The sequence below is a fragment of the Plantibacter cousiniae (nom. nud.) genome (assembly GCF_977070315.1).
Map to the genome: position 1 here is coordinate 87501 of NZ_CDRVEU010000003.1, position 18657 is coordinate 106157.

Below are 18657 nucleotides of genomic sequence, written 5' to 3' on the forward strand. Positions count from 1 at the left end.
CAGAGCGAGACCGGCTTCATAACGTTTCGCACACTTGAATAATTAAGCATGAATTAAGTAAGCGCGGATAATCTGAGTTCAACAAAACCGCTGAACCTATCAGCGCGTGATGAATCCATCAAGACAGATCAATCAGAAAGGAAATACCCCATGAAACTTATGCCTGCCGTTTTCGCCGCTGTTGCCCTCACTGCTGTTGCAGGTGCCGCCCAGGCTGACGTTGGTCCCGATGAAGTGATCCGCCTGTACAAGTCTCAGGCGCTGGGTGACTTTGAACAGTTCAACAAGAACGCTGTTGCCAAGCACCAGGGCTTTACGGTCAGCGATACCGAGCTGGAAAAAGACCGCACCGGCCGCCTGATCTACCAGATCGAACTGAAAGACGCCAAGGGTGTAGAGTGGAACTACGACGTCGATGCCAAGACAGGCGAAGTGGTACGTGACGCAAAGGATAATTGATCCGACGGCTTTAACGGTTACCACCGCAAGCAGCTCATAAGAAAATTCCCACAACATTGTGGGAATTTTCTTTTTCAAACGATTAATAGTTTATTACTGAGCCAAGCCGACTTTCAGCAGGCTTCCCTTATCGTCGTCGGTCAACAGATATAAGTAACCGTCCGGCCCCTGACGCACATCACGTATGCGCTGTTTCATGTCTTTCAACAGACGCTCTTCATGAACGATCTTGTCATTCTCGAACTGCAGCCTGATCAACTCCTCAGTGGCCAGCGCACCGATGAATACACTGTGATCCCATGCCTTGAAAAGGCTGTGGTCATAGAACGCCATGCCACTCAGGCCCGGCGACACTTCCCAGACCTGGAACGGAATTTTGGTTCCTTCGACAACCTTGCCCTTGGACTCCGAAATCGGCTGACCCGAGTAGTCGATACCGTGGGTCGCGATCGGCCAGCCGTAATTCGCGCCACGTTCGATGATATTCAACTCATCACCGCCCTTGGGACCATGCTCGTTGGTCCACAACGTCCCAGTCCAGGGATCCAGCGCGGCGCCCTGCTGATTGCGATGGCCATAGGACCATATCTCGGGGCGTACGCCCTTCTGGCCCACGAACGGGTTGTCTTTCGGTACGCTGCCGTCCGGATAGATGCGCACGATCTTGCCCTGCAGCTTGTCCAGATCCTGCGCAGTGGGGCGCTGATTGTTCTCGCCCAGCGCAATGAACAGGTAACCGTCGCGATCGAAGACCATCCGCGCGCCGAAGTGGTTACCCACCGACAGTTTCGGTTCCTGGCGGAAGATGACTTCGAAGTCTTCCAAGCGAGTCATGTCTTTGGACAGGCGACCACGCCCTGCGGCAGTGCCGGCGGTATCACCCTCGGCGGCGGTCTTGCCGCTGCCCTCGGAATAGGTCAGATACACCATGCGGTCCTTGGCGAAATCCGGTGACAGCACGACATCAAGCAGACCGCCCTGCTTCTGCGCCCAGACTTGCGGCACACCGGAAAGCGGCGCAGACAATTTGCCATCTGCCGACACCACGCGCAGGTTGCCGGAACGCTCTGTCACCAGCATGCCTTGCCTGTCAGGCAGAAAGGCCAGCGCCCACGGATGATCCAGACCTTCGACAACAGGCGTCACCGTGACGGTGCCCAATTCGCTTTTGTAGGTTTCCGTAGCGGCGCTGGCCGTCAATGGCAGGCTCAGAATGGCTGCAGTACACAATGTCGCGATCAGGGTTTTTCTAAGCATGAGCGTTTCCTTATGCATTGAGTCGACGTCCACACGGGTTCGCCGGGTTGAAAATTCAGTTGTCGCGCTTGGGGTCGATTGTCGGTGTAGAAGGACGTGGCGTGTTCTGGCGCGTGGGGTAGCCGTTGCCGATGCCACCGTTTTCCAGGGTAGGCTTGCGCACCGGCGGCGCAATGTTGGGGCCACGAGACGGGGGCACGCTGGACTCGGTGCCCTGGCGACTGTTGGGGTTGGCACGGTGGATCGGGCTGTTATACGGGTTGCTGCTGGCACCGTTGTTGAGGGTGCTGTTGGGTAGCGTCTGCGTCTGCGTCTGCGCCTGGGCTGCGCCGATGCTGCATGACGCAACAAGCACGCCCCCGACAAGATTGCGCACAAAACTGTTCATCACTACCTCTGGGCAAGGTGAAAACTTCGGAGTAACCGTGAAGGCTCAGGCCTTTGATGGCAACCCGAGCCTCAGGTTCGACGCGACACTGCCGATGAGCAAGCAAAGCGATGGACGAGTTTGTAACAAGGATGGTCTGGGCTGTCGCAACCGAACGACGCGACGGCCTGCAGCGCGAGGTTTTCCGGAGGCGGGCAGCCTGCGCTCAGGCGTTGGCTGACGCAGAATGCTTACGCAGACTTCAACGGCATGCTGAAGGTAAAGACCGTGCCCTGCTCACGCGTGGAGCACACCTCGAGCGTACCTCCATGAGCAATGGCGATCTCACTGGCGATGTACAGACCCAGTCCGAGCCCGGCTTGCGGCTCATCGGTGATGGGTCTTGAGTACGGCAGGAACAGTTGCGCACGAACCGATTCAGGTATCGGCTCCCCCTGATTGGTAACGCTGAGTACAAACAACTCGTCATGCACACCTGCCGCCACTTCGACCGGGCTCTCGGCATCGCCATGACTGATCGCGTTGGACGCCAGATTGGAGAGCAATTGCGCGATCCGCTCCTGATCGCAGCGGATACGCTCCAGCACGCCTATGTCCGAATGAATCGGCCGCGACGGATGAACACGCTGCACCTCGGAAATCACATGCTCCAGGGTTTTATCCAGGCCGTGCGCCTCATGGATACTGAGAGGAATGCCGTGGCCCATGCGGCCTCGGGCAAAATCGAGCACGTCATCGACCAACTGCGAAGCACGCTGGCCAGAGGTCAGGATGTGTTGCACAACCTGCAGGGCCTTTTCATCCAGCGGACGACGCAACAGCAATTCGGCACTGGCATTGATGGCAAACAGCGGGTTGCGCAGGTCGTGCCCCAGCACGGCGATAAACTGCTCGCGCAGCTCAGCCACCTCACGTTCGGCGAGCAGGTCTTCACGCGCCTGTTGCAGATTTTCCTCGGCCTCGATCTGCAGCGCCAGAAGACGTGCGAACGACACCATCATTGCCTCGATGGGCGTACCGGTCAGCTTTGCAGGCTTGGGATCCAGCGCGCAGATGGTGCCGAAAAAAGAGCCGTCGGAGAGAAAGATCGGCACCGAGATATAGCTCTGAAAGCTGTACAGACGTGGAGTGTCATGCGTACAGAACAGCGGATCCTCAGCGACATGATCAATCACCACAGCCTTGTGGGAGTTGCGAATCTCATGGCAGATGGTGCTGCTTACGTCCAGTTCGCCGCCAGGTTTCAAACCGAAATCGAGCGTGTCCAGAACCGCACAGGCCGTCCAGGTATTTTCGGTTACACGTGCCACGGCGGCGAACCCCAGCCCTGTGGATTCGGCAATGACCTGCAGGATGGCCGGCACCGCACTGATCCGACTGATCGTGGCCACATCATTTGAAATGGATCGCCGCATGTAGAACCTGTATGAGCCTTGATGTGATGACGCAGCACGCTAGTTTAGGACTGTAACGATTTTTCTGCACCCGTGAATAACACGGGTTGATCGGCAATCTGCATGAAACCTGATCAAACCTCGGATTTCGCCGGGGGACGCGGAAACGCCACCGTGAACGTCGTGCCCTCTTCAGCCGAAGAACGAACCGTCACATCGCCCAGATGGGCTCGAACGATCTCGCGCACGATAAACAGGCCGAGCCCGACTGTACGGGTCTCGTCACTGTCGCTGACCACGCGTACGACGGGCTCGTAGAGGTCGTCTACTTTTTCCATCGGTATCGGCTCACCGACGTTGTGCACCGACAGTTTGATCATCCAGGTGTCGAACGACGACGTAATCAAAACCTCACCGTCGTCGGTGCCGTAATTGATGGCATTGCTGACCAGATTGCCGAGCATCTGCAGCAGGCGGTCAGGATCAGCCGAACATGCGCCCTGCCCTTCGCTGCGATGGGTCAGCACCCGATCCGGGAAAACCTGGCGCAGCTCTTCGACGCCGCGGGCGACCACTGCGTGAAAATCGACAGGCTGAGGAACGACGGTAATGCCGCTGCCCACGCGGGCGTGAGTGAAATCCAGCAGATCGACAATCATGCGATCGGCACGGTCGGTGGAATGATTGATGTGTCCCAGAATCCGCTCCTGGCGCGACTCAAGCGATGTGCGCTCCAGCAGTCCGGCAGCCATCTTGATCGCGGCCAGCGGGTTGCGCAGGTCGTGGCTGACGATGCCAATCATCTGTTCGGCAAAAATAGCCCGGATCTCCGCCTCGGCATGCGCCAGACGCAAGCGATTGCGCGCCGAAGTCAGCTCGCTCTGCACGGTCATCTGCTGTTGCAGGAGCTCTTCAGCGATCTTGCGGGCCGCCAGCAGTTCGCGCTCGTACTTGTTGCGCTCTTCGGACAGGAACACGGCCACTTCATGCAGATACCCCGACGGGTACTCGCGGCGTACGGCATTGAGCATCATCGGAATGGGGCGGCCATCGGCATGAATCAGCTCGACCTTGACCTCGGCAATTGAACCTTGCGACTGCAGCGTAGGCGCCCAGTGAGTCTGCAGAAAGGCCTTGCCTGCCAGGCTCAGCAGATCCTGAAAGCGGCGGCCCACCACGGCGTCGCGCTCCAGACCCAGCCATCGGCAAAACGTCAGATTGGCGCGCTCGATGGTGCCGTTGGGCAGCGTGATCAACAAACCACAGGGCGCCTGTTCATAGAGCTCTTCGGTGGCGGGCAGGCTTACCTGTTCAACGGTCATGTGCGGCGCTCTCGTAAGAGGCCAGAAACTGATTCATCGCAGTAATGCATTCCTGTGCTGCGCTCATGTGCGGGTAATGCCCTACGTTGTCGATCATGTGCAGGGTGCTGTTGGCGATGACACGGTGCAGGTACTCACCCACCTCGACCGGCACCACCATATCGTCGCTGCTTTGCAGAATGAGTGTTCTGCTCTTGAGTTGCACGACATCGGCACGATGGTCGGATAAAAACGTCACGCGGGCAAACTGTCTGGCGATCTCGGCATTGGTGCGACAGAAACTGTTGGCGAGCTCTTCGCTCAGCTCAGGCTGGTCCGAGGCGCCCATGAGCGTCGGCGCGATGGTGCTGGACCATCCCAGATAATTGCTTTCCAGTGTTTCAAGCAACGAATCGACATCGGCGCGAGTGAATCCCCCCACGTAATCTGCCTCGTTGAGGTAATGCGGGGATGGGCCGATCATGATGTGGCCATCGAAACGACCGGGTGACTGAAGCTCGGCAAGCACGGCAATCATGCAACTGACCGAGTGGCCGACATGCACAACCGGCCCCTCTGCGGCGAACTCGTTGACCACCTGCAGCAAGTCGGTTGCATAACCCTTGAGCGACGAATACTTGTGCGGATACCAGGCCGACACATCCGAATTGCCGTTGCCCACCAGATTGAACAGCACGACCTTGAAGCGCTCTGCAAAGTGCGGCGCCATAAAACGCCACATGTTCTGATCGCAGCCGAATCCATGAGCAAAAATCAGAGTGATCGGTCCGTCGCCCACAATGTTGACGTTGTTACGCTGCTGGACCGACATATCGGGCTCCGAAAATGGCCTGGTAAACGGCTGGGTATGCACACCGTGATAAAGATGGGAGGAGGTTATCACCGTTAAAGGCACATTAGTGGCACAAACCGCACTTTAAGGCAGGAACCGAAGAAGATTAATGACGGGCAGTATTCTGAAGCAAGTCTGAACGTTGAGGGTATCAGGGAGGTGTCAGGCGACGAAGAGCGTCACGAACTGCATGCCAACGCGAGCATTGGCACGATAAGCAGTTAGATTTCCGATGAGCGCGGAGCGTGGGGCTGATAAGACGCGGGATTCACTCGCCGATGTCTTCGTTCCACAGCTCGGGCTTGCTGGCGATGAAGCCCTGCATCATGTGCTTGCAATCACGGTTATCCAGCACGTCGATCTGCACGCCACGCGAGCGCAGCAGGTCTTCCTCGCCCATGAACGACTCATTCTCGCCGATGATCACTTTGCGAATGCCGTAGAGCAGAATCGCACCGCTGCACATCGCACAGGGCGACAGTGTGGTGTAGAGGACCGAGTCACGGTAGACACTGGCCGGCTGGCGACCGGCATTTTCCAGTGCATCCATCTCGCCATGCTTCGTCGCACTGCCCTCTTGTACACGACGGTTGTGGCCTCGACCGATGATTTTGCCGCCGTGGACGATGACCGAGCCGATAGGGATTCCGCCCTCCTTCAGCCCGAGTTGCGCCTCATCGAATGCTGCCTGCATGAATGCGTCCATGTTTTTTGCCTCGTATCGTCAAAATAGCTGTCAGTGTTGCAGTGCTGCCTCGGCGTTGCCCAGCGCACGGCTGACAAATTGTCCCAGCAGTTCCGATGATCGGGCTTTCATATCGGTGCTGACCTGGGTGTTTCTGGCCCTGAATCTGTTCCCCAATGAAGGCGAATCCGCCCCCTGATTGAGCGAACGCAACTCCTCGGCGGTAAAGGAATGAGCATATGCGGCTGCCAGATTGCGGTCCCACTGCGCCTGATATTCCGGTTTCAGGCGCTGCAGTTCCTTCTGCACCAGTTCCTGGGCTTCAGTCTTGCCAACCGCCTGCACGATACCGGCAAACGTCGCAGTGCGCGAGGCGACCTGATACCCCAGCCAGGCGAGGCCTTCGCCCAGGTTTCGTTGTTCCACCAGCGCCAGCGCCATGTCGTCGGCCTCTTCGGCACTGGCCGGCTGCATCGCGTCCAGCGACAGACAGGCCAGCAATGCCAGGCAAGTCTGCCATGTGCCGCGCGAGCCCCGAACGTGACCAGTCATGACGCCTCCCGAGCATCGATTGACCCAGACATGAACTTATCAGCTCGGTGACGCTTTACCACTCGGCGCGTCGCATACCGGTGATCGATGCCGTTATCAGCTATGCGCCTCGTGTCATTCAGCAGGGCGTTAGTCAAAGACTGCTGCTGACCCGCTCGGCTACATCGGCAGGCAACCAGGCTTTCCAGACGTCGGGATGCTGCTTGAGAAAGCGTGCAGCCACGACCTTGGCATCCTCATGCTTGTCACTCATTTCACCCAAGGTCTTGTTCAGCAGGTCAATCGGGAAATCCACGCCTTTGAAGACACTCACCAGCTCAGGGTATTGCTTGCTGAATTCTGCCGACACACCGATCGACAGGGTTGCCGCCAGCGAAGACGTGCCGCGCGGATTGGGGTTGCTGGCGTCGGTCAGGGTTTTCCAGGCTTCGGCATCAAAGGCCGGCTCGTCCAGTTTGATCAGCTTGTACTTGCCCAGCAACGGCGTAGGTGACCAGTAGTAAAACAACACAGGCTTGCCGCGCCGGATAGCCGATGCGACCTCGGCGTCCAGTGCTGCGCCCGAGCCGGTGCGGAAGTTGACGAAACTGTCAGCCAGGCCATAAGCCTTGAGCTTCTGGGTGTTGACGATTTCCGAAGTCCAGCCGCTCGGGCTGTTGAGGAATCGGCCCTTGTCCGGCGACTCCGGGTCTTTGAAGACATCCTTGTAGCGTGCCAGATCCGCGACAGACTTCAGGTCCGGCGCCAGCGGCTTGATGCCTTTGGCGGCGTCGCCCTTGATCACGTACTCAGGCACCCACCAGCCTTCGGTCGCGCCTTTGACGATGTTGCCCAGGCCGAGCACCTTGCCTTCCTCTTCAGCCTTGACCCACACCGGGCTGCGTCCGGTCCACTCTTCGGCGATCACCTGAATGTCATTTTTCGCCAACGCGGTTTCCAGGCTGACGGTACTGCCTGGCAGGGTATCGGTCGGGTAGCCATAGCCCTTCTCGACGATGGTACGCAGGACTTCAGTAATCAGGCTGCCACTTTCCCAGGTCAGCGCGCCGAACTGGATAGGCTTGGTCTTTTCAGCCGCTGTCGCGGTCTGCCCAAGCAGGCCCAGCGCCAGAAGTGAACAGCCCAGTAGTCGTGTTATTGATTTCATGCTCACCTCAAATGGCGCGAAAGAAACGGGTCTGAAAGTATCGACACCAGCCAGCGCCGATTAGTTGTCACGGCGTCAGCCTCTGTATGATGCGAGGCCCCTGTTTCAAGCGCCGCCGCGATGTCCGAAATCCAGTTCTACCCGCTACCTGATGAATGTCGCCCGTTACTGGGCAAGTTCTACCGTGAGCACCAGTCGTCAATGCGCCCTGCCAGCAAGGGCCAGGCGTGGGTTGCAAGGCGGGCAGAAATCATCGGTGCGTTGTGCCTGACACCTGTCGCAGAGGGGCATTGGCTGACCGGGCTGCTCGTGGCGCCAGCGCTGCGCGGACAAGCCGTGGCGCAGGGCCTGATCGAAGCGGCATTGCAACCGCTGAACGGGCCGGTGTGGCTGTTCTGCCATCCGGATCTGCTGGGCTTTTACCAACGCTCGGGGTTCGAGACGGCACAGCGTCTGCCACAGGCACTGGGCGAACGGTTCATGCGTTACAGCCGCAGCAAGCCGCTGGTCGCACTGTGTCGCGAAGCCTGACGGCTTCGCAACGAAACGCCACGATCACTCGTCGGCGTTGGGGTCCATGTCCGGAAACATCACGTCCATGAAGCCGAATTTGCTGAAATCGGTGATACGCGATGGGTAAAGCCGACCGATCAGGTGGTCACATTCATGCTGGACGACCCGCGCGTGAAAACCGTGGGCAACGCGCACGATGGGCTGGCCTTGAGGATCGAAGCCTTCGTAACGAATGCTCTGATAACGGTCCACCATGCCGCGCAATCCGGGCACTGACAGACACCCTTCCCAGCCCTCTTCCAGCGTCGGGCTCAGCGGGGTAATCAGCGGATTGATGAGAATCGTCTGCGGAACCGCCTCGGCCTGGGGATAGCGCTCGTTGCGCTCGAAGCCGAAAATCACCAGCTGCAGATCGATGCCGATCTGCGGTGCCGCCAGGCCCACACCGCCGACGCTGTGCATGGTTTCGAACATGTCGGCGATCAGCGTATCGAGCTCGCTGCTGCCGAACATGTCTGCGGGCACCGGAGGGGCGATGCGCAACAGGCGCTCATCGCCCATCTTCAGGATGTTATGGATCATGACTGCCTGTCCCTTGCCGACTTAAAAGGCGATCTTGCCACAGAAAGCGATCAGGCTTCGTCCGCCTTCTGCAGCGGCACCGAATGGTCGCGGCCCAGACCGGAGACATGCTGCTTGCCTGTCTCGCTGCTTTCCTCGCCAAGGCCGTCGCCGGCTTCCTTCTCGCCTGCGTCCTTGCCTTCAGCGGACATGTGCTCGATCACCGCATTCATTTCCGCACCCAGCAACAGCACCGCCGCCGAAATATAGAAGTACAGCAACAGCACGATGATCGCGCCGATGCTGCCGTACATGGCGTTGTAGTCGGCAAAGGTCTTGACGTAAAAACCGAAGGCCAGGGAAGCGACGATCCACACCACCACGGCCAGCACCGAGCCTGGGGTGATAAAGCGAAACTCCTGTTTGACGTCGGGCATCACGTAATAGATCAACGCCACAGCGACCATCAGCAGGATAATGATCGCGGGCCAGCGCAGGATGGTCCACATCGTCACGATGAAGTCTTCCATGCCGATCTGCGCGGCAATCCAGTTCATGACCTGCGGCCCCAGCACCATGAAGGCTGCTGCTGCCAGCAACATGCCGGCAATGCCTACGGTGTAGAGAATCGACAGCGGCAAACGCTTCCAGATAGGGCGTCCTTCGACGACGTCGTACGCAGCGTTCATGGCGCTCATCATCAGGCGTACACCTGCTGACGCGGTCCACAGCGCGATGACGATACCGATCGACAGCAAGCCACCCTTGGACTGCTGCAACTGGTCGATGACCGGGTTGACCTGCTCGAGGGCCTGCGGCGGCAAGAGGAACTCCGATTGCAGTCGCAACCAGGAGAAAAAGTCCGGCAGGTGCAGAAAGCCGATCAGCGCGATCAGAAACAGCAGGAACGGAAACAGAGAAAACAGCATCTGGTAAGCCAGTGCCGATGCATAGGTGGACATCTCGTCATCGAGGAATTCGTTGACGGTTCTCACCAGCACCTTGCCGACTTTCAATTTACGCAAATGGGGGAAAATCATGGCGCTTCCTCTCGCTCCCTTACTGGAAAACCCTACATCCTGAAAACCGGCATGTCATACATGACATATCGCGCTGACGGAGCCGATACGCGAATATCGATGGCACATTGACTGGACAGGCCATGAAAGGTTTCAGTCCCGCAGAGCAGAAAGCATAACGGCCATCCGTGGATGGCCGTTATCGGTAATGCCTGCTCCCGGCGCCAGGGCGCCGGAAACGATCGACTCAAGCCTTGTCCACGCCCTTCTTGATCGCGTCCTTGACTTCGCCTTTCGCCTGCTGGCCTTCGCCTTTCAGCTCTTGTACCTTGCCTTCAGCCCGCAGTTTGTCGTTGTCGGTAGCCTTGCCAACAGCCTGCTTGACGTTACCAACTGCTTCGTTGGCCATACCTTTGGCTTTATCGCTGGTGCTGCTCATCGGAAATCTCCTGGGTCTGAAGACCGCACTGGATCGGATGTCGTACTCGACAAAGGATTGACCTGTGCCGGTGACGAAGAGTTTCAACTATTTTCCGGGCCGCTGTTGCCATTCATCTGCCGTGCATTGGGGCAGGTTTGCAGCAGAGTTTGTGCGAGAATGCGCGCCACCGTTGTCCGGCAGGGCCGACACGCTGAACACACCGATTCACAGGAACGTTATGAAACTCGATAAAAAGCTGGCCATTGCACGCAGAAACCAGGATCTGGGTGGCGCAGTGCTGGGCGTCAACAACACGCATTTCGCCGTGCTGGACCACAAACGAAACATCTGGTGGTTCGACCTGCCTGTCCCGCGCCTGCAAGTAGGTCAGTACGAGTGGCTGCACCTGCTGCTGCACACGCCTGAAACCGACCAGTTATTGCATTTGAAAGTGACCACGGTATTCATGCGCGACCACATGGAAGGCCTTGAAGTGCGCAATGCCGACAAGCGCAAACCGACCGTCAGCCTGGAACTGAGCGCCGACAAGGACTCTTTCCTCAAGGACATGCGCCCCAAGGGCAGCAACCTGAGTTTTGCCGGTTTCCTGCAGAAGTAGCGGCTGCGTTCCCGCACTGCACCGGGTGAGCGTCGCGCGCCGGCAACGCTCATTCCGGCACACCGCCGCTTCAGGCGAATCGACGTACCGCCAGATAGCCCGCCGTACCGGCCAGCGCTGACACCACCGTGCCCCACGCATGATCGACCAGCGCCAGCTGCGCAGGCCAGCCCTGCAAGGTGGCCCAGTTGGTCAGGTCATAGGTGCCGTAGGCAATCAGCCCCAGCAGACCGCTGCACAATGTCGCGTGGCTCAGTCGTTGCGCTCTGAGCGCAGGCATGACGCCGAAAAACACCACCCCCGCTCCGTACAGCAGATAAAACGCGATGGCAGGTCCCAAGACCGGCGTATCGAGCATCATCGGTCCAAGCCATTCACGGTAGGTCGGCCCCATCAAAACGCCCAGCCACACTCCGTCGAGGATCAGAAACGCCAGTAATGTGCCGAAGTAAGCGATCAGTATTTTTTTCATGGCGCGTCCTTGATGAAGTTCCAGGGCCGGGAAAGCCCGCTTGAGGGTATGACCGACCAAAGGTAGACATTGATCCATCCACCTTCAGGACTTTTAAAAGGTTAAGGGAGTCAGTGTTAACTAGCGTTATGGAGTTTCAAGCACATGAACACTGTTGGTCCCCTGAAAATAGATGTCTGGAGCGACTACGTCTGCCCGTTCTGCTACCTGCAACTGGCCGTCCTGGAACAGCTTCAGCAAACCTACGGTGAACGGCTCGAATTCAATTGGCATGCCTTTGAACTGCGTCCTGACCCGCTGGCACTGCTCGACCCGAGTGCCGATTACCTGCGTGAAACCTGGTCTCGGTCAGTACTGCCGATGGCCGACAGGCGTCAGGTGATGATGAAGATGCCCAGCGTCCAGCCGCGCAGCCGCAAGGTTCTGGAAGCCGCGGCGTTTGCCAGGAATGCAGGAGGTTTTGAGGCGTTTCACAAAGAGGCTTACCGGGCGTTCTTCGAAAAGGGGCTGGATATCGGCGAGGCGCACACGCTGCTCGACCTCGCCACCTCCACCGGGCTGGATCGGCAAGCGATGGAGCAGGCACTTAACGCCGGTCACTTCGAAAAGGACGTGATGGACGACCAGCAATTGGCGCAGAAGCTTGGGCTGAGGGCTGTGCCAGTCGTCCTGCTGCGACGCAGTGACGACGCGCTGGAAGACGCCCGGGTATTCAACGGCACCTTGCCGTTCGATCGCTTGAGCCAGGAAATAGACGCACTCGCCACCTGGGCCTGAGGTGCAGCGAGCTGCGTCGATTGCAGCTCACATCGATGACCTCACGTGCACCCAGGCTGCGATGCCGTATCAGACCAGCTCGATACGGTCGGCGTGAATCACGATCTGGCCCTGCTTGTACAACGCACCAATGGCCTTTTTGAAGTTGCCCTTGCTGACGCCAAACAGACCGCTGATGACCTGCGGATCACTTTTATCGCTGACCGGCAGCGTGCCGTCGTTCTCGCGCAACTTGGCGAGAATCTTCGAATTCAGGCTGCTAGCAGCCTCTGCACCGACGGGCTGCAGACTCAGGCTGATATTGCCGTCGCTGCGGATTTCCTTGATGTAGCCTTTTTCCTGCTTGCCGGCGCGCATGAACTTGAACACTTCGTTCTTGTGAATCAGGCCCCAGTGCTTGTTGTTGATGATCGCCTTGAAGCCCATGTCGGTGGCTTCAGCCACCAGCAGATCGACTTCCTGCCCCACGCTGTAGTTGACGGGGGTCTTGTCCAGGTAGCGGTCCAGACGCGCAGTGGCGGTAATACGCCGTGTGTGCTTGTCGAGGTAGACGTGAACCACGCAGTAATCACCGGCCTGCAAGGTGCGCTTCTCTTCGGAGTACGGCAGCAACAGGTCCTTGGGCAGGCCCCAGTCGAGGAACACACCGATGCTGTTGACTTCAACCACCTTCAGGCTGGCGAACTCACCGACCTGCACCTTGGGTTTTTCAGTGGTGGCGAGCAGCTTGTCTTCGCTGTCCAGATAGACGAACACATTGAGCCAGTCTTCATCTTCCGTAGGAACGTCCTTGGGGATGTACCGATTGGGCAGAAGGATTTCACCGTCCTGCGCGCCGTCCAGATACAGACCGAAGTTCGTGTGCTTGACGATTTGCAAGCTGTTGTAGCGCCCGATTAAAGCCATTTCCAGATACCCTCATTACGTGGGCGGCATTCTACCCGACTTTGAGTCCGGGTTCGCGTTGCGTGGCAGAAGGTGTCGGCACAGCCTCCACTCGTCAGTTTCCCGGGTGCTCAGCGGCCTGCCCTGATGCGCAGCGGCGCAGCCTCTCATCGAAATTTTATATCTGAAAACAGTCGGTTAGCGCTGTGTCAGACAAATCCACCAAGCCGACGAGTACAGGCTCGGCTCGGGCGATTGCCACATTCACCAAGCAATAATCAAGCGTTTCCTGTACTCTGGCTGGCCGTATTACGTTTATGAAGGTAAATGGCAGCCATGCGTATCAAAGCATCCCACTCGAAAGCCAAACCCGCCCCAGCCGTTGAAACGAGCGACTCGATCAACGCGCAGATTGCAGCTTTCCTGAAGTCCGGCGGTGAAATCCAGCAAATTGCCAAAGGCGTGAGTGGCCAGACCTTCGCACCGTCCAAGCAGATCAATCTCGGTAAAAAGTAAAACCGCGCTCTGCCTGTCGATCTCTATGCGCCTTGACGCTCAAGGCGCTAGATTGACCATCCTTCGCTGGATATTCTTCCGGTCACGCTGCTACTCTCTCCTCTGATATCACTATGACCACGAGCTGGATCACGCTGTGGACGTTATCTTCTTTGTGGAATGCTCGAATGAAGAACTGGATGCTTTTCGGTGCACTTGTCTACCTTGGCGGCTGCGCGTCGCACCACTGCGAAAACGGCCCCAACGACAGTCAGCTCACCGACAGCCCTTGCCGGGCGGAGCACCTGCTCTATCAGAACGACATGCTGCAGGCCAAACTGCTGATCAGCGAAGACAACCGCGAAAACTATGAGCTGGCCGAAGCCATGCTGCGTCGTGCCGCACTTGACGACGCGTCGGGCGAAGCCGAGTTCTATCAGGCCGTGTTGCTGATTCGCCAGCAGGCCGACCAAAAGCAGATCATCGATTTGCTGCAAACCGCTGCGAAACACAAGCATCCGTTGGCCATTGCCCTGCTCTCCCAGCAACTGAGTGTCAGCGACCCAAAACTTGCTGAACGTTACCAGGCCGAATACGCCCAACTGGACGTCGCAAAGAGCGGCTACCCGTCGTTCGAGCAGGCGCTGGTGGTGATTCGCGGGCTGATCATTCCGTCTGCACGCACCACTGCGGCCAACTGACACACAACGGATCGACGAACGGTCCGCCCTCAGCTGATTTCGACGGTATGCTTGCGAGGCTCTAGCTCGCGGATTGTGTCGGCTCCTGAGCCATTTTCGATACGCCATCCCTGACCACACTCCTCGCAGATCAAGGAGTGAGCCATGCTCAGCCATCGCTTACATGTGCTGTCTTTCAGCGCCATGCTTGTTTGTCAGTCCGTCTCTGCCCAGGTTCTGGAGCGGGATCTGGGCGATTTCGACCTGAAACTCGCCACCACGCCTACGCGCAGCATGGCCCAGGGTCTGGTGACGCCCACCGGCGGTTCCGGCTCCTTTCATGGCGGCCTGGACCTGACCCACGAGAGCGGTTTCTATTTCGGACAATGGGCACCCGATATGGGCCTGACCTCCGATACCGGGATGGAGCTTGATTCCTACATGGGCTTCAAGAAGCCGTTCGATAACACCCTTGGCTACGAGCTGGGGATGATTCGTTACAGTTACCCCGACACCAGCCAGATCGACAGCCACGAGTTCTACGCCGGTCTGCGCATGCTCAACAGCCGCATCGGCGCGGCCTTCAGCAACGATGTCGGCAGCCGCGACAGCACGGTATTCGTCGATCTGGGTGCCATCGAGCAACTGGGGGTCGGAGTGCGCATGCAGTACGCCAATCACCAGTTCGATACCCCGCAGTCCTCAGCCGACGGCGGATTGATCAACGGCTTCAACGACTGGTCGCTGAACCTGTCACGCCCCTGGCTGGGCATCGACATGAACCTCATCTACAGCGGCTCAAGCCTGAGCGGCGGCGATTGCAGCGTCTACAGCGGCCACAACGCGCGCTGTGAAGGGACGTTCACGCTCAAAGCGGTGCGTTCATTCTTTTAAAGGCCCAAACCGGTTGAACTGCCAGACGCTACACTCCTCTACTGCACGTCAGTACGCCAAGGAGATGTCATGCAGTCTTTATTCAAAGCATTCGTCACGCTGTTGATGACCGTTGCACTGCTCGCAGGATGCAATCAGGTAGGACTGGCGTATCGCAACCTCGACGTGATCATTCCGTGGACGCTCAGCGACTACCTGGACATGAATTCGGAACAGAAAAGCTGGCTGGACGTGCGCCTCAAACAGCATTTGAGCTGGCATTGCAGCACCCAGTTGCCGGAATACCTGACCTGGCTGGACAAGCTTGAAGACATGGTCAAGACCGACCAGGTGACTTACGAAGGGCTGCAAGCCCGTACCAGCGAAGCCAAAGAGGCGATCGCCAAGATCTCGAAGGAAATCACCCCGTCTGCCGTGGAGTTGCTGTCGCGCTTTGACGACAAGCAAGTGCAGGAGATGCAGGAGTCGTTCGCCAAGGACCAGCGCAAGCGCGAAAACAAGTACCTCGACCAGCCACTGGAGCGCCAGATTGCAGAGCGTGCCGACCGGATGGAGAAACGCGTGACGCCATGGGTCGGCAAGCTCAATCAGGCGCAGAAGGATCGCATTCAGGTGTGGTCTGCATCACTGGGCGAGCAAAACAAGGCGTGGATTGAAAACCGTACGCGCTGGCAGAACCTGTTCCTGGCCACGGTCCAGCAGCGTCAGGCCAGTGACTTCCCGCAGCGCATCGCCGCGCTGCTGCAGGACCGCGAGACGTTCTGGACCCCTAAATACCGCAAGGCCTACGACCAGACCGAGAAGGCTGCGATATCGCTGATCGTCGACATCACCGCCCTGAGCACCCCGGAACAGCGCGCCAAACTGCTGAGCCGCATCGCCGACATGCGCAAGGACTTCACCGACCTGGATTGCCTGAAGTCGCAGAAGTAGTCCGCTAGCCCTATCACCATGACTATCGTGCCCATGCTCTGAAGTGGGCATGCCGTTCCGGACGCTCTGCGTTCTGCCTTGAGTGCGCGGCGCAGGATCGTGACGCAGAGCGTCACCCAATGCATTCCCACGCTGGAGCGTGAGGAACGATGGTCATTTCAGCACAACGATGACTATCGTACCCATGCTCCGCGTGGGTATGCCGTTCCGGACGCTCTGCGTCCTCAGAATCGGCATGTGCAGTGTCAGCGGTTTCAGGCGATCTGCGGCTTTTTGGCGATGGTGTCGAAGAGCGCGGGGTCAAGGGGGTCGCCGGCCTGCTCATTGAGCACCTGACGGGGGTGATCATTCCCCGGAATGCTGCTGTCGATCAAAGCCAGCAGACTTGCGCCGCGCTTTGTCAGCATGTACGTCGAGCCATCTCCGCCTTCCTCGCGAGGACGCGGCTCGATGTAGCTGCGATTCAGCAGTGTCTCGAATTCAGTGGATGTCGATGGGGTGCCATTGTTCTGCACATCGTGCAACAAACGCTCGATAAGGTCCCAGTTATAAGTCATTTTTCTAAACCTCCGTCCAGCATGGAATGATCACCCATGACCTCCAGCCACGGGCATGCGACTCAAAGGGTGTGACCCGCGAGGTGTGTGACGGTTCAGAGAAGCTGGCGGACGGTGTAACGAGGCGTTGTCAGTACTGCAAAGAGGTCGATCGCTCCCGAATGCTCGGGAGCGATCACGGCAATCACTCGGCAGCCGGAGCCGGGGTGCTGCGTTTTTTCAGCGGGGCCATGCCGTCCTGGCTGACCAGGTCGGACTTGGGACGGTTGACCGTCTTGCGTTTGGTCGGCCCTTTGGCCGCGACCTTCTTCTTGTCGCCCTTCGCGTCGGTCTTTTTCTTCTTGACGCCTACTGCCTTGCCGGAGGCCTTGACCTTCTTCGGCCCGCCGTAGGTGCCTTTGACTTCCTTGATGACGCGACGCTCGAAGCTCTGCTTGAGGTAGCGCTCCACGCTCGACATCAGGTTCCAGTCGCCATGACAGATCAACGAGATCGCCAGACCGTCGCTGCCTGCGCGACCGGTACGCCCGACGCGGTGGACGTAGTCATCGCCGCTGCGTGGCATGTCGAAGTTGATCACCATGTCCAGACCTTCGACATCAAGGCCGCGAGCCGCCACATCGGTGGCGACCATGACTTTCGCGCCGCCTTGCTTGAGACGGTCGATGGCCGCCTTGCGGTCCTTCTGGTCCTTGTCGCCGTGCAGCACGAACGCCTTGTATTCCAGCGCCACCAGACGGCCATACAGACGGTCGGCCATAGCCTTGGTATTGGTGAAGATAATGGCTTTCTGGTAAGTCTCGTTGGCCAGCAGCCAGTTGAGGACCTGCTCTTTGTGCACATTGTGGTCGGCAGTGATGATCTGGTGGCGTGTGCCGGAAGCCAGTTCGCTGACGCTGTTCACTTGCAGGTGCTGTGGATCCTTGAGCACCTTGCCGATCATTTCCCGCAGGCCAGCGCCGCCGGTGGTCGCCGAGAACAGCATGGTCTGCTCACGACCGGCACATTCGCCGGCCAGACGCTCGACGTCTTCGGAGAAGCCCATGTCCAGCATGCGGTCGGCTTCGTCCAGCACCAGCACTTCAACGTGCTTGAGGTCCAGATTGCCTGCGTTCAACTGCTCCAGCAGACGACCCGGCGTGCCGATCAGAATGTCCGGCACCTTGCGCAGCATCGCGGCCTGAACCTTGAAGTCCTCGCCACCGGTGATCAAACCGGCCTTGACGAATGTGAACTGCGAGAAGCGCTCGACTTCCTTGAGCGTCTGCTGAGCCAGCTCACGGGTCGGCAGCAGGATCACCGCACGGATGTCGACGCGAACCTTGGCCGGGCCGATCAGACGGTTGAGGATCGGCAGCACAAATGCGGCGGTCTTGCCGCTACCGGTTTGCGCAGTCACCCGCAGGTCGCGCCCTTGCAGTGCGAGCGGAATGGCGGCCGCCTGCACGGGCGTAGGCTCGACAAATTTAAGCTCGGCCACAGCTTTGAGCAGGCGTTCGTGCAGGGCGAATTCGGAAAACACGGGTGCTACCTCGACGAAAAACAAAAATACAGCCGCATAGCGTAACGGTTTCGAGCGCCGGGGCCGAGTTTCTTTACCAACAAAGGCCGATTTTGTTTACCAACGGGCGCATAAAGGCCATTCGCAAGTTTGCCGGGCAACGCCGCAAACCCGCGCCTCGACCCTCTCTTTCCCCCCTCTTGCGCGCAAAAAACCGAAGGTCGTGATTTCTTTTTCTACCTTCAGATTCGGTTAAGAAAGCGCTTCGATACTCCACCCTACTCGCTGACCGGG

The 18657-nt window shown here is 58.4% G+C and carries 23 protein-coding genes; 8 read left to right on the forward strand and 15 right to left on the reverse strand.

Annotated elements, in window-relative coordinates:
* Nucleotides 1-150: 150 nt before the first annotated feature.
* Complete coding sequence (locus ACW55A_RS07175; RefSeq protein WP_003363351.1) at nt 151-459, forward strand: PepSY domain-containing protein; 309 nt, start codon at nt 151-153, stop codon at nt 457-459.
* A gap of 93 nt (nt 460-552) precedes the next feature.
* Here ACW55A_RS07175 and ACW55A_RS07180 read toward each other — a convergent pair whose 3' ends face one another.
* The 8 genes from ACW55A_RS07180 to ACW55A_RS07215 form a co-directional block, all read right to left on the reverse strand.
* Complete coding sequence (locus tag ACW55A_RS07180; protein WP_003431049.1) at nt 553-1716, reverse strand: PQQ-dependent sugar dehydrogenase; 1164 nt, start codon at nt 1714-1716, stop codon at nt 553-555.
* Between the two features lie 55 nt (nt 1717-1771).
* The gene (locus ACW55A_RS07185) at nt 1772-2104 is read right to left on the reverse strand and encodes a hypothetical protein (RefSeq protein ID WP_498810948.1); all 333 of its coding nucleotides are present in this window, start codon (nt 2102-2104) and stop codon (nt 1772-1774) included.
* 230 nt (nt 2105-2334) lie between these two features.
* Nucleotides 2335-3519 (reverse strand): GAF domain-containing sensor histidine kinase, encoded by a 1185-nt coding sequence (locus ACW55A_RS07190; protein WP_498810947.1) that lies wholly within the window; start codon nt 3517-3519, stop codon nt 2335-2337.
* 113 nt (nt 3520-3632) lie between these two features.
* Nucleotides 3633-4820, reverse strand: coding sequence for a PAS domain-containing sensor histidine kinase (locus ACW55A_RS07195; RefSeq protein ID WP_498810946.1), 1188 nt, complete (start codon nt 4818-4820; stop codon nt 3633-3635).
* Nucleotides 4810-5631 (reverse strand): alpha/beta fold hydrolase, encoded by an 822-nt coding sequence (locus ACW55A_RS07200; RefSeq protein WP_455809615.1) that lies wholly within the window; start codon nt 5629-5631, stop codon nt 4810-4812. Before ACW55A_RS07200 ends, ACW55A_RS07195 begins: the two co-directional genes overlap by 11 nt.
* 289 nt (nt 5632-5920) lie before the next feature.
* The gene (locus ACW55A_RS07205; protein WP_455809616.1) at nt 5921-6358 is read right to left on the reverse strand and encodes a nucleoside deaminase; all 438 of its coding nucleotides are present in this window, start codon (nt 6356-6358) and stop codon (nt 5921-5923) included.
* A gap of 30 nt (nt 6359-6388) precedes the next feature.
* Nucleotides 6389-6889, reverse strand: a complete 501-nt coding sequence (locus ACW55A_RS07210; protein WP_003349900.1) for a hypothetical protein — start codon at nt 6887-6889, stop codon at nt 6389-6391.
* 133 nt (nt 6890-7022) lie between these two features.
* Complete coding sequence (locus tag ACW55A_RS07215; protein ID WP_044309771.1) at nt 7023-8036, reverse strand: ABC transporter substrate-binding protein; 1014 nt, start codon at nt 8034-8036, stop codon at nt 7023-7025.
* A 120-nt stretch (nt 8037-8156) separates the two neighbouring features.
* Here ACW55A_RS07215 and ACW55A_RS07220 point away from each other — a divergent pair, with 120 nt between their 5' ends.
* The gene (locus tag ACW55A_RS07220; RefSeq protein ID WP_455809617.1) at nt 8157-8567 is read left to right on the forward strand and encodes a GNAT family N-acetyltransferase; all 411 of its coding nucleotides are present in this window, start codon (nt 8157-8159) and stop codon (nt 8565-8567) included.
* 24 nt (nt 8568-8591) lie between these two features.
* On the opposite strand, the gene def is transcribed toward ACW55A_RS07220, so the two are convergent.
* The 3 genes from def to ACW55A_RS07235 form a co-directional block, all read right to left on the reverse strand.
* A complete protein-coding gene (gene def / locus ACW55A_RS07225; protein WP_003363366.1) occupies nt 8592-9131 on the reverse strand; it encodes a peptide deformylase in 540 nt (179 codons plus the stop codon).
* 50 nt (nt 9132-9181) lie between these two features.
* On the reverse strand, nt 9182-10150 hold the full coding sequence (locus ACW55A_RS07230; protein ID WP_455809618.1) for a YihY/virulence factor BrkB family protein: 969 nt from the start codon (nt 10148-10150) through the stop codon (nt 9182-9184).
* Nucleotides 10151-10376: 226 nt separating this feature from the next.
* Nucleotides 10377-10568 carry a CsbD family protein gene (locus tag ACW55A_RS07235; RefSeq protein ID WP_003363370.1) on the reverse strand — a complete coding sequence of 64 codons (192 nt, stop codon included), beginning with the start codon at nt 10566-10568 and terminating at the stop codon, nt 10377-10379.
* Between the two features lie 220 nt (nt 10569-10788).
* Between ACW55A_RS07235 and ACW55A_RS07240 the strand changes: the two genes are divergently transcribed.
* Nucleotides 10789-11169 (forward strand): hypothetical protein, encoded by a 381-nt coding sequence (locus ACW55A_RS07240; RefSeq protein WP_003363371.1) that lies wholly within the window; start codon nt 10789-10791, stop codon nt 11167-11169.
* Nucleotides 11170-11239: 70 nt separating this feature from the next.
* Here the strand turns inward: ACW55A_RS07240 and ACW55A_RS07245 are convergent, their stop codons facing one another.
* On the reverse strand, nt 11240-11641 hold the full coding sequence (locus ACW55A_RS07245; RefSeq protein WP_003363373.1) for a DUF2177 family protein: 402 nt from the start codon (nt 11639-11641) through the stop codon (nt 11240-11242).
* 144 nt (nt 11642-11785) lie between these two features.
* On the opposite strand from ACW55A_RS07245, the gene ACW55A_RS07250 reads away from it, so the two are divergent.
* Nucleotides 11786-12418, forward strand: a complete 633-nt coding sequence (locus tag ACW55A_RS07250) for a DsbA family oxidoreductase (protein ID WP_498810945.1) — start codon at nt 11786-11788, stop codon at nt 12416-12418.
* Nucleotides 12419-12487: 69 nt separating this feature from the next.
* Here the strand turns inward: ACW55A_RS07250 and ACW55A_RS07255 are convergent, their stop codons facing one another.
* The gene (locus ACW55A_RS07255; RefSeq protein WP_058416709.1) at nt 12488-13324 is read right to left on the reverse strand and encodes a CvfB family protein; all 837 of its coding nucleotides are present in this window, start codon (nt 13322-13324) and stop codon (nt 12488-12490) included.
* 315 nt (nt 13325-13639) lie between these two features.
* Here ACW55A_RS07255 and ACW55A_RS07260 point away from each other — a divergent pair, with 315 nt between their 5' ends.
* The 4 genes from ACW55A_RS07260 (at nt 13640) to ACW55A_RS07275 (ending at nt 16305) form a co-directional block, all read left to right on the forward strand.
* Nucleotides 13640-13819, forward strand: coding sequence for a PFL_1563 family small protein (locus ACW55A_RS07260; RefSeq protein ID WP_003425462.1), 180 nt, complete (start codon nt 13640-13642; stop codon nt 13817-13819).
* Between the two features lie 167 nt (nt 13820-13986).
* Nucleotides 13987-14499, forward strand: a complete 513-nt coding sequence (locus tag ACW55A_RS07265) for a hypothetical protein (protein WP_003363378.1) — start codon at nt 13987-13989, stop codon at nt 14497-14499.
* Between the two features lie 144 nt (nt 14500-14643).
* Nucleotides 14644-15372 carry a TorF family putative porin gene (locus tag ACW55A_RS07270; RefSeq protein ID WP_003363380.1) on the forward strand — a complete coding sequence of 243 codons (729 nt, stop codon included), beginning with the start codon at nt 14644-14646 and terminating at the stop codon, nt 15370-15372.
* Nucleotides 15373-15441: 69 nt separating this feature from the next.
* Nucleotides 15442-16305: a DUF6279 family lipoprotein gene (locus ACW55A_RS07275; RefSeq protein WP_498810944.1), complete on the forward strand. Its 864-nt coding sequence runs from the start codon at nt 15442-15444 to the stop codon at nt 16303-16305.
* A 254-nt stretch (nt 16306-16559) separates the two neighbouring features.
* On the opposite strand, the gene ACW55A_RS07280 is transcribed toward ACW55A_RS07275, so the two are convergent.
* Both ACW55A_RS07280 and ACW55A_RS07285 read right to left on the reverse strand, forming a co-directional pair.
* Entirely contained in the window at nt 16560-16862 is a 303-nt protein-coding gene (locus ACW55A_RS07280; protein ID WP_003349651.1) for a hypothetical protein, read from the reverse strand.
* Nucleotides 16863-17046: 184 nt separating this feature from the next.
* Nucleotides 17047-18384 (reverse strand): DEAD/DEAH box helicase, encoded by a 1338-nt coding sequence (locus ACW55A_RS07285; protein ID WP_003431067.1) that lies wholly within the window; start codon nt 18382-18384, stop codon nt 17047-17049.
* Between the last annotated feature and the right edge of the window lie 273 nt (nt 18385-18657).